15 protein-coding genes are annotated in these 14,558 nt (G+C 65.9%); 5 read left to right on the top strand and 10 right to left on the bottom strand.

Annotated features, from left to right (window positions below; genetic code table 11):
* The first annotated feature begins 150 nt into the window (after positions 1-150).
* The 4 genes from ACOHWE_RS06675 to ACOHWE_RS06660 all read left to right on the top strand — a co-directional run bounded on the left by ACOHWE_RS06675 (position 151) and on the right by ACOHWE_RS06660 (position 3,511).
* Positions 151-1,002, top strand: coding sequence for a peptidylprolyl isomerase (locus ACOHWE_RS06675; RefSeq protein ID WP_420665148.1), 852 nt, complete (start codon positions 151-153; stop codon positions 1,000-1,002).
* A 2-nt stretch (positions 1,003-1,004) separates the two neighbouring features.
* Positions 1,005-2,231, top strand: a complete 1,227-nt coding sequence (argJ, locus tag ACOHWE_RS06670; protein ID WP_420665147.1) for a bifunctional glutamate N-acetyltransferase/amino-acid acetyltransferase ArgJ — start codon at positions 1,005-1,007, stop codon at positions 2,229-2,231.
* 8 nt (positions 2,232-2,239) lie between these two features.
* Positions 2,240-2,638 (top strand): 8-oxo-dGTP diphosphatase MutT, encoded by a 399-nt coding sequence (gene mutT, locus ACOHWE_RS06665; protein WP_420665908.1) that lies wholly within the window; start codon positions 2,240-2,242, stop codon positions 2,636-2,638.
* Between the two features lie 141 nt (positions 2,639-2,779).
* A complete protein-coding gene (locus ACOHWE_RS06660; protein ID WP_420665145.1) occupies positions 2,780-3,511 on the top strand; it encodes a phosphatase PAP2 family protein in 732 nt (243 codons plus the stop codon).
* A gap of 134 nt (positions 3,512-3,645) precedes the next feature.
* On the opposite strand, the gene infB is transcribed toward ACOHWE_RS06660, so the two are convergent.
* The 6 genes from infB to pip all read right to left on the bottom strand — a co-directional run bounded on the left by infB (position 3,646) and on the right by pip (position 11,032).
* Positions 3,646-6,141, bottom strand: coding sequence for a translation initiation factor IF-2 (infB, locus tag ACOHWE_RS06655; RefSeq protein ID WP_420665143.1), 2,496 nt, complete (start codon positions 6,139-6,141; stop codon positions 3,646-3,648).
* Positions 6,142-6,149: 8 nt separating this feature from the next.
* The gene (locus ACOHWE_RS06650) at positions 6,150-6,770 is read right to left on the bottom strand and encodes an RNA-binding protein (RefSeq protein WP_420665141.1); all 621 of its coding nucleotides are present in this window, start codon (positions 6,768-6,770) and stop codon (positions 6,150-6,152) included.
* Between the two features lie 24 nt (positions 6,771-6,794).
* Entirely contained in the window at positions 6,795-8,414 is a 1,620-nt protein-coding gene (gene nusA / locus ACOHWE_RS06645) for a transcription termination factor NusA (protein WP_420665140.1), read from the bottom strand.
* The gene (gene rimP / locus ACOHWE_RS06640) at positions 8,414-9,004 is read right to left on the bottom strand and encodes a ribosome maturation factor RimP (protein ID WP_420665138.1); all 591 of its coding nucleotides are present in this window, start codon (positions 9,002-9,004) and stop codon (positions 8,414-8,416) included. Before rimP ends, nusA begins: the two co-directional genes overlap by 1 nt.
* 205 nt (positions 9,005-9,209) lie before the next feature.
* Positions 9,210-10,055 carry an ABC transporter substrate-binding protein gene (locus tag ACOHWE_RS06635; protein WP_420665137.1) on the bottom strand — a complete coding sequence of 282 codons (846 nt, stop codon included), beginning with the start codon at positions 10,053-10,055 and terminating at the stop codon, positions 9,210-9,212.
* A complete protein-coding gene (gene pip / locus ACOHWE_RS06630; RefSeq protein ID WP_420665135.1) occupies positions 10,055-11,032 on the bottom strand; it encodes a prolyl aminopeptidase in 978 nt (325 codons plus the stop codon). Before pip ends, ACOHWE_RS06635 begins: the two co-directional genes overlap by 1 nt.
* Positions 11,033-11,082: 50 nt before the next feature.
* Here pip and ubiG point away from each other — a divergent pair, with 50 nt between their 5' ends.
* Positions 11,083-11,829, top strand: coding sequence for a bifunctional 2-polyprenyl-6-hydroxyphenol methylase/3-demethylubiquinol 3-O-methyltransferase UbiG (ubiG, locus tag ACOHWE_RS06625; RefSeq protein WP_420665134.1), 747 nt, complete (start codon positions 11,083-11,085; stop codon positions 11,827-11,829).
* Between the two features lie 356 nt (positions 11,830-12,185).
* On the opposite strand, the gene ACOHWE_RS06620 is transcribed toward ubiG, so the two are convergent.
* The 4 genes from ACOHWE_RS06620 to ACOHWE_RS06605 all read right to left on the bottom strand — a co-directional run bounded on the left by ACOHWE_RS06620 (position 12,186) and on the right by ACOHWE_RS06605 (position 14,551).
* Positions 12,186-12,638, bottom strand: coding sequence for a MarR family winged helix-turn-helix transcriptional regulator (locus ACOHWE_RS06620; protein ID WP_420665132.1), 453 nt, complete (start codon positions 12,636-12,638; stop codon positions 12,186-12,188).
* Positions 12,638-13,468 carry a carbon-nitrogen hydrolase family protein gene (locus tag ACOHWE_RS06615; RefSeq protein ID WP_420665130.1) on the bottom strand — a complete coding sequence of 277 codons (831 nt, stop codon included), beginning with the start codon at positions 13,466-13,468 and terminating at the stop codon, positions 12,638-12,640. The genes ACOHWE_RS06620 and ACOHWE_RS06615 overlap by 1 nt, the downstream gene beginning before the upstream one ends.
* A 16-nt stretch (positions 13,469-13,484) precedes the next feature.
* Complete coding sequence (grxC, locus tag ACOHWE_RS06610) at positions 13,485-13,742, bottom strand: glutaredoxin 3 (protein ID WP_420665128.1); 258 nt, start codon at positions 13,740-13,742, stop codon at positions 13,485-13,487.
* Positions 13,743-13,822: 80 nt separating this feature from the next.
* A complete protein-coding gene (locus ACOHWE_RS06605) occupies positions 13,823-14,551 on the bottom strand; it encodes a double zinc ribbon domain-containing protein (RefSeq protein ID WP_420665126.1) in 729 nt (242 codons plus the stop codon).
* Positions 14,552-14,558 lie beyond the last annotated feature (7 nt).

The raw sequence follows: 14,558 nt of genomic DNA, 5'->3' as shown, positions 1-14,558 counted from the left end.
CCCTGTTCGGGGCAGGCTTGCCCGCCCTGCCCGCAACCCATAAACAATGGGGGAAAGACGGTCCTGCCAAAGGCCTCAAGGCGATGTAAGGGGCAGGGTATAGAGTGTCAACGCCGCGCCCCTCCGCGGCTCAGGAATAGGAAGATTTCAATGCCCAAAGGTCTCACTTTTCTGCGCGGCATGGCCGTGGCGGCCTGTGCCGCCCTGCCGATGGCCGCGGCGGCAGCGCCCCATGCCAACACCGTGGTGGCCACGGTGAACGGCGAGGACATCACTATCGGGCACATGATCATGGCCCGGGAAACCCTGCCCCAGCAGTATAAACAGCTGCCCGACGACGTGCTCTACAACGCGATCCTCGACCAGCTGGTGCAGCAGACCGCGCTGAAGCAGGAGCTGCATGGCGAGGTGCCGCATGACGTGCAGCTGTCGCTCGACAACGAGCGCCGCGCGCTCTTGGCGGCCAAGGTGATCGGCACCGTGATGGAGGCCGCCACCAGCGAGGAAGACCTGCGCGCGGCCTATGAGGAGAAGTATGCCACCGGCGAGGGCGGCGACGAGTTCAAGGCGGCGCATATCCTGGTGGAAACCAAAGAAGCCGCGGAGGAGATCGTGGCCGATCTGCAGGATGGCGCCGATTTTGCCACCCTGGCCAAGCAGAAATCCACCGGCCCCTCGGGCCCGAGCGGCGGCGAGCTGGGCTGGTTCGAGACCGGCCGCATGGTGCCCGAGTTCGAAGCCGCGGTGATGGAGCTGCGCCCGGGTGAGATCTCCGAACCATTGCAGACCCAGTTCGGCTGGCACGTGATCCTGCTGCACGAGCGCCGCAAGACCGAAGCGCCCGAGTTCGAGGAAGTGCGCGGTGACATCGCGGAGGAACTGCGGGTAACGGCGGTTGAAAACCGCGTGAGCGAGCTTACTGCCTCTGCCAAGATCGAGCGGCCGGAAATCAAGGATCTGGATCCGGCCATTCTCAAAGACCTCAGCCTGGTAGGAAACTGATCATGGGCGAACCGCTCCCCGTCTCCCCGCTGGCGCCTGCCAGCTTCCCGGAACTGCCGCAGATCGGCGGCGTGCGCTTTGCCGCCGCCTCGGCCGGGATCAAGTACCAGGGCCGCACCGACGTGATGCTCGCGGTGATGGATGCCGGCACCGCGGTAGCCGGCGTATACACCCGCTCCAAGACTCGCTCCGCACCGGTGCTGGACTGCCAGGAGAAGCTGGGCGGCGATGCGTCCGAGGGCGCGGCAATCCTGGTGAATTCGGGCAATTCCAATGCCTTTACCGGCCACTACGGACAGACCTCGGTGGCGGAGATCACCGCTGCGGTGGCGGATGCCGCGGGCGTGCCGGCCGCGCGGGTATTTACCGCCTCCACCGGGGTGATCGGCGAGCCGCTGCCGCATGGCCGCATCCTCGCCAAGCTGGAGGAGTTGACCGGCGCGCTGGACAGCGACGGTATCGCCAGCGCCGCAAAGGCGATCATGACCACCGACACCTTCCCCAAGGGTGCCAGCGCCGAGGTGCAGATCGGCGGCAAGACCGTGCGCATCGCGGGCATCGCCAAGGGCTCCGGCATGATCGCGCCCGACATGGCGACGATGCTGGTCTACATCTTCACCGACGCCAAAGTGGAACAGGGCGCGCTGCAGCGTCTGCTGGGAGAAACGTGCGACCGCACATTCAACTGCATTACCGTGGACAGCGACACCTCGACCTCGGACAGCCTGATGCTCTGCGCAACCGGTGCCTCCGGCGTTGATGCCACTGGCGATGCGGGCTTTGCGGAAGCCTTGGAAGGCGTGATGCTGGATCTCGCGCACCAGGTGGTGCGCGACGGCGAGGGCGCGACAAAGTTCGTGACCATTGACGTTACCGGCGCGGCCTCCGACGCGGAGGCCAAGGTGCACGGGCTGGCAATTGCCAACTCGCCGCTGGTCAAGACCGCCATTGCCGGCGAAGACCCGAACTGGGGCCGCATCGTGATGGCAATCGGAAAATCGGGCGCCGCAGCGGACCGGGACCTGCTGTCGATCTCCTTCGGCGATGTGCTGGTGGCGGAAAAGGGCTGGGTCTCCCCGGACTACCGCGAAGAGTTGGGCGCGGCGGAGATGAAGAAGCAGGAAATCACCATCAAGGTGGACCTCGGCCTGGGCGCAGGAAAAGCCACGGTGTGGACCTGCGACCTCACGCATCAGTACATCTCGATCAACGCGGACTACCGCTCGTGAGCGGTCCGGTGAAGACAGTACTGGTTTCCGCCGTCGCGCTGATCGACACTGACGGCCGGGTGCTGCTCGCGCAGCGCCCGGAGGGAAAGTCCATGGCCGGGCTCTGGGAGTTCCCCGGCGGCAAGGTTGAGCCGGGCGAGACGCCCGAGTCGGCGCTGATCCGCGAGCTGCACGAGGAGCTGGGCATCGGCACTTGGGCGTCATGCCTTGCTCCGCTGACCTTTGCCAGCCACAGCTACGAAGGCTTCCACCTGCTGATGCCGCTATTCGCCTGCCGAAAGTGGGAGGGCATCCCCCATGGCAAGGAAGGCCAGGTCCTGAAGTGGGCCAAGCCTCAGGACCTGCGCGACTACCCGATGCCGCCTGCCGACATCCCACTGATCCCGATCCTGCGCGATTGGCTGTAGCGCACGCGTTGCCCCCGGAAATCGAGTGCGCAGTCTGTGGCGGACCGATGCGGCGGCGGGGCCGGAACTTGCAGGCCAGGAGCCAGTTCCGTACCCAAGGCGCAGCTGCGGAACATTCCGGTCCGGCTGACGTTAGACCGTATGAACTATGATCGTATATCCGCTTTGCTGCGCTGGAGCCGGCGTCATATCGAGTTGACGACCCTGGCCCTTCTAAGCGTCACCGTTGCAGCAGTCTGGACGCTGGCCGAGCTGATTGACGAAGTTGCCGAAGGTTCCACCCGCAGCCTCGATAGCAGCATTCTTCTGCTTCTGCGGACCCCTGGCGACTTGTCGGATCCGATCGGCCCCTGGTGGCTGGAGGAAATGGGGCGGGATCTGACCGCACTGGGCGGGGTAGTCGTGCTTGCGATCACGACCTTCGTTGTGGCGGTCTTTTTTCTGCTGCGGCAGCGCTGGATGTCGATGCTCTATATCCTGGTGACAGTCGGCGGCGGTATCGTGCTCAGCAGCGTGGCAAAAGAGGTCTTCGACCGTCCCCGGCCCGACCTGGTGCCGCATGGGTCCCTTGTCCACACAGCCAGCTTTCCATCGGGGCATTCGATGATGGCGGCGGTGGCATATCTGACGCTCGGCGCTCTCGTTGCCCGGCTGCAGACAAGACTGTTCCTCAAGGTCTACATCATGACGGTGGCCGTTCTGGTGACCGTGCTGGTCGGGATAAGCCGGGTTTACATGGGTGTGCACTGGCCGTCGGATGTGGCGGCCGGCTGGCTCGCAGGCGGGGCGTGGGCGATCATCTGCCTGCTTGCCGCCCGCAGGCTGGAAGGACGCGGCCATCTGGACGACGGGGCTGACGAAGACGCGCCCTGATCCTCCGCCCCAAGTTTCGTCGGCCTTGCTGACTGCTGCGCCGAAAGCCGACGCGGTTCTACTGCACCCATCCCGCCAAACAAAAAAACCCCCGGCGCAGGCCGGGGGTCCTATTAACTTCGCCAATCACCGGATCAGTCCAGCGTGCGGGTCACTTCCTCGCGCTCGAAGATCTCGATCACATCGCCCTTGCGGATATCGTCGTAGTTCTCGAACGCCATACCGCATTCCTGGCCGGACTGCACTTCGGAGACCTCGTCCTTGAAACGCTTCAGGGTCTTCAGCGTGCCTTCGTGGATCACAACGTTGTCGCGCAGCAGGCGCACACCGGCAGAGCGGCGGGCAACGCCTTCGGTCACCAGACAGCCAGCAACCTTGCCGACATTGGACACCTTGAAGACATCCTTGATCTCGGCGTAGCCGATGAAGTTCTCGCGGATCTCGGCCGACAGGAGGCCCGACGCCGCCGCCTTCACGTCATCCACCAGGTCGTAGATCACCGAGTAGTAGCGGATTTCCACGCCCTTCTGGTTGGCGGTGTTGCGGGCCGAGGCATTGGCACGGACGTTGAAGCCCATGATCGGCGCTCCGGAAGCTTCTGCGAGGCCCACATCGGTTTCGGTGATCGCACCGACGCCCGAGTGCAGCACGCGCACGCGCACTTCCTCGTTGCCGATCTTCTCCATCGCCTGAACGATGGCCTCCGCAGAGCCCTGCACGTCGGCCTTCACCAGGATCGGCAGCTCTGAGACGTTTTCGTCTTCCTTGGCCTTGGCCATCAGCTGTTCCAGCGTGGTGGCGGCACCGGCGGCAGCACGTTTGTCCTTGGCGGCCTGGGCGCGGTATTCCGCGATCTCGCGGGCCTGCGCTTCGGTTTCGGTAACGTTCAGAACGTCACCGGCTTCCGGCGTGCCGTTCAGGCCCAGAACCTCAACCGGAACCGACGGGCCGGCTTCCTGCACCCGCTCACCCTTGTCGTTGATGAGGGCGCGGACCTTACCGTACTGCTCACCCACAACAAAGATGTCGCCCTGGCGCAGGGTCCCGTTCTGAACCAGAACGGTAGCCACGGGGCCGCGGCCGACGTCCAGCTGCGCCTCGATCACGGCGCCTTGCGCGGCACGGTTGGGGTTCGCCTTCAGCTCCAGGATTTCCGCCTGCAGCGCAATGGCTTCCAGCAGTTCGTCCAGGCCCTGACCGGTGACGGCGGAGACTTCCACGTCCTGCACTTCGCCGGACATGGCTTCCACGATCACCTCGTGCTGCAAGAGGTCGGTGCGGACCTTGTTCGGGTCTGCGGCCGGCTTGTCGATCTTGTTGATCGCCACGATCATCGGCACCTTCGCCGCCTTGGCGTGGTTAATCGCCTCGATAGTCTGCGGCATCACCGCGTCATCCGCGGCCACCACCAGCACCACGATGTCCGTCACCTGGGCGCCGCGGGAGCGCATCGAGGTGAAGGCCGCGTGGCCGGGAGTGTCGAGGAAGCTCAGCACCGCGCCGCTGTCGGTCGTGACCTGATAGGCACCGATATGCTGGGTGATCCCGCCGGCTTCGCCGGCCACGACGCGGGCGTCGCGGATCGCGTCCAGCAGCGAGGTCTTGCCGTGGTCGACGTGGCCCATGATGGTGATCACCGGCGGACGCGGCTGCAGATCCTCTTCTTTGTCCTCGGCCTCCTTGATCACGTCCTCAACGTCGGCATCCGACACGCGGGTGACCTTGTGCCCGAACTCCTCGATGATCAGCTCGGCGGTGTCGGCGTCGATGGTCTGGTTCTGCGTGACCATCATGCCCATGTTCATCAGCGACTTCACCACATCGGCAACGCGTTCGGCCATGCGGTTGGCCAGCTCGGAGACCAGGATGGCTTCCGGCAGCTGAACGTCGCGAATCACCTTTTCACGCTCGACCGCGCCGCCCATGGCCTTTTGGCGGGCGCGCTCCTGCTTGCGCTTCATCGCCGCCATCGACCGCTGCCGGCCGCCTTCGCCGCCGGTCGCCTGACCCAGGGTCAGCTTGCCGGAGCGGCGGCCGCCGTCGCCACGGCCCTTGGTGCTGCGGCCGCGCTCTTCGCGCTCGCGGTCGGCTTTGCGCGGGGCCGCGGCAGGCGCTGCCTTGGCGGCGCCGCGCTCGGCGGCGGCGGCGGGGGCTGGGGCGGATTTCTGCTTTTCGGCATCAGCCGCGGCGCGTTTCGCGGCCTCGGCTTCCTGAGCGCGTTTGCGCTCTTCTTCCTCGGCCTTCTGGCGCGCGCGTTCTTCGGCCTCGCGCTGCTCGCGCTCCTTGGCCTCCTGCTCAGCGCGGCGGCGTTCCCGCTCCTCGGCGCGGGCCTTCTCCTCGGCCTCGCGCTGCGCGGCTTCCTCCGCTTCACGGGCCTTTGCGGCCTGCAGCGCCTTCAGGCGGCGCTCCATTTCAGCGTCACTAATGCCGGCAGGCCGGCGCGCTCCGGACGTGGCGGGCGAGGCGCCGCTGCCACCTTTGGCCGCGCCCGGCTTGGGAACCACAACGCGTTTGCGCTTGGTCTCCACCACGACATTCTTGGTCCGCCCATGGCTGAAACTCTGTTTCACGTTCCCCGGACGGGAACCCCCACGCAGACCCAGTGTCTTTTTGCCGTCACTATCGCTCATAAAGCTACTTATCCTTCCGTGCGGCCCTTGCCGCCCACCATTTCGCGCAAACCTTGCAGTCGTTGCGCCTCATCTACAACACGTTTGCTGAGTCCGCCAGAGGCGAGGGCGGCATGTATCACAGTTTGCCGTCCAAATGCCATTCCCAGCTCGTCCGCCGTGAGGCAGCCGATGAATTTGCCCTTGTAGGGCGTGCTCAGCTTCGACTTGCCGCGCCCGGAGCCGTCGGAGGCCTGGATCAGGACCCGCGCCTCCTCCTTGCCCAGCCAGTCCTTCACTTTTTCGAAACCGGCCACCGCATCGCCCGATTTCCGGGCGAGGCTGATCAGCTCCACGATGCGGCGCACGACCTGGCGCTCGACCTCTTCAGGGAGGTTCTCAGGCACCGAGACCTGCGCCTTGAAGCCGCGGGCAAAGGCCTTCTTTTTCACTGCGGCTTCCAGCGCGGCGCGGCTCGCCGCGACATAAACGCCACGGCCGGGCAGCTTGCCGCGCACATCAGGCACGACGCTGCCGTCAGGCCCCATCACGAAACGGATGAGGCCCTGCTTGGGCTCGGTCTCGCCGGTGGCGATGCATTTACGCTCGCTGCCTTCGGACCGGTCTTTGATTGCGCCGCCGCGTGTCATCGCGCTCTCCTGCCTCTAGTGGCTTCAGGCTTCGCTTTCCGCGCCGCCCTCTTCCGCCTCACCTTCGGCCTCTTCCTGCTCAAGCTCGGCCGGATCGACCCAGCCCAGCGAAATCCGCGCGGTCATAACCATGTCCTGGGCTTCCTCCAGCGAGACGCCGAAGGGTTCCAGGATACCGTCGTCCTTGACGCGCTCACCGCCATCGGTGGTCCAGCCGCCGGCCAGCTCCCAGTCGGCGCAGGTGGCGAAATCTTCCAGCGATTTCACGCCATCCTTGGCCAGGGCCTCGACCATCTGCGGGGTCAGCCCGTCAAACCCGATCAGACTGTCCTCAGCGCCGAGTTCGCGGGCGGCATCCAGCGCCGCCTTGGCCTGGGCTTCCAGGTAGTCGCGGGCGCGGGCCTGCAGCTCTTCGGCAGTGCCTTCGTCCACGCCGTCGATCACCAGCAGCTCGTCGAGCTCGACATAGGCGACCTCTTCCAGGTTGGTAAACCCTTCAGACACCAGAAGCTGGGCAAAGAACTCGTCCAGATCAAGAGTCTCCATGAACAATTTTGTGCGTGCCTCGAATTCCTTCTGGCGGCGGGCGGATTCTTCTTCCTCGGTCATGATGTCGATATCGAGACCGGTAAGCTGCGACGCCAGCCGCACGTTCTGGCCGCGGCGGCCGATGGCGAGGGACAACTGCTCTTCCGGCACCACAACTTCGATCTTGCCGGCTTCCTCGTCCAGCACCACTTTGGTCACCTCAGCGGGCTGCAGCGCGTTCACCAGGAAGGTCGGCTGATCCTCGTTCCACGGGATGATGTCGATCTTCTCGCCCTGCAGCTCGTTCACCACGGCCTGCACGCGGGAGCCGCGCATACCCACACAGGCGCCGACCGGGTCGATCGAGCCGTCATAGGAGACCACGGCGATTTTCGCGCGCGAGCCGGGGTCGCGGGCCACCGCCTTGATCTCGATAATGCCGTCATAGATTTCCGGCACTTCCATCTTGAACAGCTCGGCCATGAACTCGGGCGCGGTGCGCGACAGGAAGATCTGCGGGCCGCGCGGCTCGCGGCGGACGTCCTTGATGTAGCAGCGCACGCGGTCGTTCGGGCGGTAGCTTTCGCGGCCGATCTTCTCGTTGCGGCGCAGGATCGCTTCGCCGGCACCCACGTCGACGATGACGTTGCCGTATTCCTCGCGCTTGACCAGGCCGTTGATGATGGTGCCGGCGCGGTCCTTGAACTCTTCGTACTGGCGGTCGCGCTCGGCTTCGCGCACCTTCTGCAGGATCACCTGCTTGGCCGACTGGGCGGCGATGCGGCCCATCTCGACCGGGGGCACTTCCTCGACGTAGGTGTCGCCCACTTCCGGTTCGGACATGTACTGGCGCGCCTGTTCGACGGTCATCTCCGCCTGATAGTTCTCCAGCTCGTCATCGGCGACCACGGTGCGCACGCGGGTAAAGGTGGCGCGGCCGGTCTTCCGGTCGATGGAGACGCGGATGTCCATTTCGGCGCCGTAGCGGCTCTTGGCGGCACGGGCGAGGCTCTCTTCCATCGCCTCGATGACCAGTCCCGGGTCGATCATCTTTTCCCGCGCAACGGCCTCGGCGGTTTGCAAAAGCTCCAGCTGGTTAGCAGAGGTGATCGCCATTAGTTCTTCTCCTGTTCGGACTCTTCGGTCTCGATTTGGTCAAATGCGTCTTCGTTCAGCGTGCCGGCCGCCTTGCGCTGGCGCAGCATTTCCTGGATCAGGCCGTCGGTGAGCACCAGCTTGGCGTCGCTCAGCCAGTCAAACTTCAGGCCGATGGTCACGGTCTCGCCCTGATCCTCAATGTTAATCAGCACCTCGTCGCCCTCGGTGCCCGCCAGTTCGCCCTTGAAGCGGCGGCGGCCGCCGACCAGTTCGGCGGTCTCCAGCTTGGCCTCGTAGCCCTCGAACATCTCGAAGTCCTTCAGGCGGGTGAGCGGGCGGTCGATGCCGGGGCTCGACACCTCCAGGCTGTAGGCGTCCAGGATCGGATCCTCGACGTCCAGCACCGCGCTCACCGCGTTGGAGATGGCGGCGCAGTCATCCACTTCAATGCCGCCGTCGGGCTTGTCAGCCATGATCTGCAGGGTGGTCGCCTTGCCGGACATCAGCCGGATGCGGACCAGCTCATAGCCCAGATCCTCGATCACCGGGGCGACGATCTCGGCCAGGCGCCGGTCGATGGCGGCTTTGGCAATAAGGTCGTTGGTCATCTGACCTCCAATTCGGGCGGGCAGGGCTCCGCCTGCGGGCACAAAAAAACGGGCGCGCGGCCCGTTGATCATTCCCGGTGGAGCCTTGAACCAGGGGTTCAACGCGCCGCTGTTGTGCAAGGCATATAGGGCGGATCCGGCTAAACTGCAAGGCTTGAGTTGCGGAGGTGCCCTGCCCGCACATCGGCGAGCGCGGCCGACTGCCTCAGATGCGCCACCAGCGTTCGGCGATGCGGAAATCATCGAGCGGCGCCCGGCGGCCGATTTTGCGCGGAATGCCAACGTCCTGGCGCGCGGCGAGCGCCATCTCGCCCGCCGAGGGGTGGTAGTGGAAGCGGCCGCGCTTCAAGAGGCCGCGCGGCTCCGGCAAAGCAGCAATATCGACATAGCCGTCGCGCAGCGCTTCGGCCCGTACACTGGCGTCGGGAATCACGATGATCTCCACCGCGTCCACCCAGCCGGCGCTGCCGGACTTGTAATGGCCCTCCGCCCGCGCGGCGCGGAAATGGCGGCCCTCCTGCGCGCGCTCCACCCTGTAGCAGCCGACGCCGACCGTGCTGCCCAGCAGCACCTCCACCGCGCCCCCGGGCGCGACATAAAGGCCGGGCGCGGCCAGCAGGTAGGGCAATTGCGGGTTGGGTGCAGAAAGCTCCACCGCCAGACGGTGCGGGCCCAGCGCTTCGGCCGTGCGCAGGTCTGCGCCGGGTACACCCAGCGACAGCAGCGAAAGCGCCGCGTCCCCGGCAGTCAGGGCGCGGCCATCGTGGAAGTGCGCATCGGGGCGCAGATCGAAGGTCCAGCGTGCGCCGTCCGCGTCGGACTGCCAGCCCCGCGCCAGATCGCCGCGAAGCACCCCGTCCGGCGCCACTTCAGTGAGAGTCGCATGCAGGGCGCCGCGGGCGGCCTGCTCCAACATATTGCCTTCCCGCGGGACCGCCAGGCGCAGCACGCCGCCCGCACGCGCACCTGCGCCTACCGGCCCGCCGGCGGCGGCCAGCAGGGCAGCAGCAGCACCCGATGTGAACAGCGCGCGGCGGTCGATACGCGGCATCAGAGAAACTCCCCTGCGATCCGGTCCATCGCCCGCACCAGCTCGGCGCTGATGCCGGGCTCCGAGAGCGCGTGGCCTGCATCGCGCACCATGCGCAACTCGCTCTTCGGCCACAGATCACTCAGCCGCCAAGCCGAGGCAGGCGGGCAAATCATGTCATAGCGGCCCTGAACGATCACCCCCGGAATGTGCGAGATCCGGTCCAAATTGGCAAGAATCTGCCCGTCGTAATCGAGGAAGCCGCCGTTGATAAAGTAATGATTCTCCAGCCGGGCAAAGGCGCGGGCATAGTCGCCGGGGCTCTCGCCGCCGTGCCCGTTCGAATTGACCGAGGCCAGCGCATTCTCCCAGGCAGACCAGGCGCGGCCGTAGCGCACCTCTTCTTCGAGATTGCCGGAAAACAAGCGCTTGTGATAGGCGCCGATCATGTCGCCGCGCTCCGCGTCCGGGATCAGCGACGTGAAGCGGGCCCAGGTTTCCGGCCAGAACTTGCCTGCCCCGCCGCCGTAGAACCAGTCGAGCTCACCCTTCGTCATCAGAAACACGCCGCGCAGCACGATCCGCCGCACCCGGTCCGGGTGCGACTGGGCATAAACCAGCGACAGCGTCGCCCCCCAGCTGCCGCCAAAGACGATCCAGTCCTCGATCCCCAGCTGGCGGCGAATCAATTCCATATCCGCGACCAGGTGCCAGGTGGTGTTGTCCTCGCAGGAGGCGTGCGGGCGCGACCGGCCGCAACCGCGCTGGTCGAACAGGATGATCCGGTAGACCTCGGGGTCGAAGTAGCGCCGCATCGCCGGGCTGCAGCCGCCGCCGGGGCCGCCGTGGCACACCACTACAGGTATTCCCTGCGGATTACCGCTCTGCTCAGCGTAGATCCGGTGGCCCTGGCCCGCGTCCAGCATCCGCTGGTCAAATGGTTCGACCGGCGGGTAAAGGTAATGCACTGCGCGCTTTTGGTCGGTGTATTTGTCCATTAGTGACCTAAGTGAGATATCAGCCTACAAAAGAGCACACGGAGACAGGAATGCAAGCGCCTCAGTCCACGGTCGACCCGGCGGAAATCGCCAAATTTGAGGCCATGGCCGCGGAGTGGTGGGACCCGCAGGGCAAGTTCAAGCCGCTGCATATGCTGAACCCCTGCCGTCTGGACTACATCTCGCGGCAGGTCGCAGCGGAATTTGGCCGCGACCTGACGTCACAGCGCCCGTTCGAGGGGCTGCGGCTACTCGACATCGGCTGCGGCGGCGGGCTCCTGAGCGAGCCAATGGCGCGGCTCGGGGCCACGGTCGTGGGAGCTGATGCCGCCGCGGGCAATATCCCCGTGGCGCGTATCCACGCCGAACAGTCAGGCCTGGAGATCGACTACCGCCACACCACTGCCGAGGCGCTGGCGGAAGCGGGAGAGCGGTTCGACGTCGTCCTGAATATGGAGGTGGTGGAACATGTGGCCGATCCGCTTGGCTACCTCACCGCCACGCAGACCCTCCTGAAACCCGGCGGCTTGCAAATCTGCTCCACCCTCAACCGGAACGCGAAGAGTTACGCGATGGCGATTGTCGGCGCCGAGGTCATCATGCGCTGGCTGCCGCGCGGCACCCACGAGTGGTCCAAGTTCATCACTCCCGATGAGCTGTACGAGCTCTTGCGCAAGGCGGGACTGAACCCGGTGGACCGGAAGGGCTTTGTGTTCAACCCGGTCACCTGGAACTGGTCGGTCTCGGAGCGTGATCTCTCGGTGAATTATGTCACTGCCAGCGTGAAACCCTCGTAAAATATCAGCCGATTTGTACGAATACGGCCAGCATTCTATCCTAAAGGATAGGGCTTACCTCTTTTGCACCGTTGGGCCCCGGCCCGGGCTTTGCTAGGATCGGCTTACGGGACGCAATTACGCGACTCTGGAAGGGTTCCTGCCCTTTTCACCGAGTGAATGCCCGCCGCAGTTGCCGGCGGCATAGCCCAGAAGTTGCCAACCACCGCTCACGGGGTTGACGGGGGGACTGATGGGGAAGATGGGGCGCTCGATTTGCCGGGCGTCCCTTTCTCGTGGGAAGCCGGCCCGGGGTTGCGCCGGCCCACGATGCCCCGGCATTCCCCGGCGCCAAGTGCCGGACACGAGAGCCGGCCTCAGCCGCCTTCCTTGCCGCCGGTTTCCAGCTTGCCGCGCAACTCGCGCAGGATCGGCAGCGCCGCCCGCACCCGGCCGCTGCCAAGTTCCTCCACCACTTCCGAGATCATCGGGATGATCCCGGCCAGCGCCGCGTCCCGCGCACGCAGGCCCGCGGGGCTGATCGCCACCATCTTGCGCCGGGCGTCGTCCCAATCCGGGCGGACGTGGATATAGCCCGCAACTTCCAGCTTGCTCAGCGTGTTGGTCATCGCGCCGCGGGTGACATGGAAGGATTTCGCAAGCTGTGCAGGCGACCGCTCCAGCCCGGCCCGCGCCAGGTGGTTCAGCACCGAGAAATGCGACAGCTCCATGCCTTTGGGCAGGACCTTGCTCAGCCGCGTGCGCGCCAGCTGGTCCGCCATCAGGATTTCGCTGAACAGGGAAACCGCGAGGGAATGGGTCTCGTCCATCAGGGCCCGTCGAACTCCCGGTCATGGGTCAGCGCGGGCACCCGGCCGCGGGCGTCCTGCACCTTGTCGAGATCGATATCGGCAAAGACCACACCCGGCTCGGTGCCGCCATCGGCCAGAACCTCCCCCCAGGGCGCCACCACCAGTGAATGGCCATAGGTGCGCCGGTTCTGCCCTTTGGAAGCCGAGTGTTTGCCGGTTTGGGCGGGCGCCAGCACGAAACAGCCCGTCTCGATCGCGCGGGCACGCAGCAGCACGTGCCAATGCGCGGCTCCGGTCACATGGGAAAACGCGGCCGGAACGGTCAGGATCTGCGCCCCGCCCTTGGCCAGCGCGCGGTGCAGATGCGGGAAGCGGACGTCGTAGCAGATGGTCATGCCGATCCGGCCCAGCGGCGTCTGCGCCAGCACCGCCTCGGTCCCCGGGCGGAAACCGTCGGATTCGCGGTAGGTTTCCTCCGGCGTCACCTCGACGTCGAACATGTGGATCTTGTCATAGCGCGCCTGGATACTGCCGTCGGGCGCGATCAGGAACTGCCGGTTGGCAAAGCGCCCGTCGGGGCCTTGCGTCTTCAGCGCCAGCGAGCCGATCAGCAGCCAGACCTCGTGCCGCGCCGCCTCGGCCCTCAGGCCAGCGAGAACGGGATCGTCATCCTCGTGGCAGAGCACGGCGTTCTGGTGGCTGCGGCTGGTGGAGACGCAATTGGTCACCTCCGGCGTCAGCACCAGCTCCGCGCCGCCGCGCACGGCCTCCTCCATCATCCGCTTCACCATTTCCAGGTTCTCGGCTGGATCGTCGGAGGAGGTCATCTGCAGCAGGGCAGCGCGCATCACCTTGCCTCCAGCGTCAGGCCGCCAGCAGCGGATCGAGCTTGCCGTCCTGCTCCAGCGCGTAGAGGTCATCGCAGCCGCCCACATGAGTGCCGCCGATGAAGATCTGCGGCACCGTCCGGCCGCCGTTGGCGCGCTGGATCATCTCCGCCTTGCGCTCGGGCTCCTGCAGCACGTTGATTTCCGAGAAGGCAACGCCCTTCTTGTTCAACAGCCGCTTGGCGGCGTGGCAAAAGCCGCAAAGCGGCGACGTGTAGATTTCCACCGGTTTCATTCAGAACCCCATCTTTGGTTAGCGTGTTCTGGAGGAATTGGGCATTCAATGCAAGAATTGCCAGTACCAGGCCGGCGCGCTCACGCCCGCGTGACCCGCGCCAGGACCACCACCCGCACCTCCCCCGCTCCGGCCGCCAGACAGGCCTCGGCACAGGCGCCCAAGGTGGCGCCCGAGGTCATCACGTCATCGACGATCAGCGCCGCCCGCCCTTCGAGCCGCCCACTGTGGCGCGGATGCGCGGCGATGGCATCGCCAAGGAGGCGGTGGCGCTCGGCGCGGGTCTTGCCCTCCAGCGCAGGCGTCAGCCGGCGGCGGCGCAACAGGTCCGGGCAATGCGGCAGCCCCGCCCGCCGCGCCAGCGCCGCCGCGAGCAGCGCCGACTGGTTGTACTTGCGCTTGACCAGCCGGGTCCAGTGCAGCGGCACCGGGCACAGCAGCGGCCTGCCCTCCAGCAACGGCTGCGCGGCGCGGTAGAGCCACTGCGCCGCCATTTCCGCCAGTTCCGTCCGGTCGCCGTGTTTCAGCGCCAGCACCAGCTTGCGCCCGCGCCCCTCGTACAGAAGCGCGCTGCGGCCGCGGGCCCAGGGCCGCGGGTGCGCCATGCAGCCGTCGCACTCCAGCAGGTATCCGTCTGCCTCCCCCGGAAGTGGCGCGCCGCAGCTCTCGCAAACGGTGCCGGTGATGAACCGCGTTTCCGGCCAGCAGCTTGCGCAAAGCCCGCCGGGCGCATCGGTGAGGGCGCCGCAGCCCATGCATTGCGGCGGAAAGACAAGCGAAACAGCGGTTTGAATCTGGCGGTGCAGCATCTAAATA

Source organism: Cribrihabitans neustonicus (genome assembly GCF_048820895.1).
Classification (GTDB): domain Bacteria; phylum Pseudomonadota; class Alphaproteobacteria; order Rhodobacterales; family Rhodobacteraceae; genus Cribrihabitans_A; species Cribrihabitans_A neustonicus.
This window is presented reverse-complemented; position numbering and strand designations above follow the sequence as displayed.